Below are 226 nucleotides of genomic sequence, written 5' to 3'. Positions count from 1 at the left end.
TCTTCCGATCTAAGGCGGCATTACGTCATGTAAAGCCCACCTGCGACATCGATGGTCTGCCCCGTGACGAAACTCGACTCGTCCGAGGTCAGATACAGCGCCAGGTCCGCGACTTCATCCGGCTTGCCCAGGCGACCGAGCGGAGTTAGGCGAACCTGCTCATCGTTGATGGCGGCATCCACCGCAAGCACCATCGGCGTCTCGATCCGCCCCGGGGCAATCGCAT

Annotated in this window: 1 protein-coding gene; it reads right to left on the bottom strand. The window is 61.5% G+C overall.

The features are described 5' to 3' along the window. Positions 1 to 20: 20 nt before the first annotated feature. A partial coding sequence (locus SQ11_RS15875) for an SDR family oxidoreductase (RefSeq protein WP_041515178.1) occupies positions 21 to 226 on the bottom strand: 206 nt, incomplete at its 5' end.

Origin of the sequence: Nitrosospira sp. NpAV, assembly GCF_000832065.1 — a bacterium.
Classification (GTDB): domain Bacteria; phylum Pseudomonadota; class Gammaproteobacteria; order Burkholderiales; family Nitrosomonadaceae; genus Nitrosospira.
This window is presented reverse-complemented; position numbering and strand designations above follow the sequence as displayed.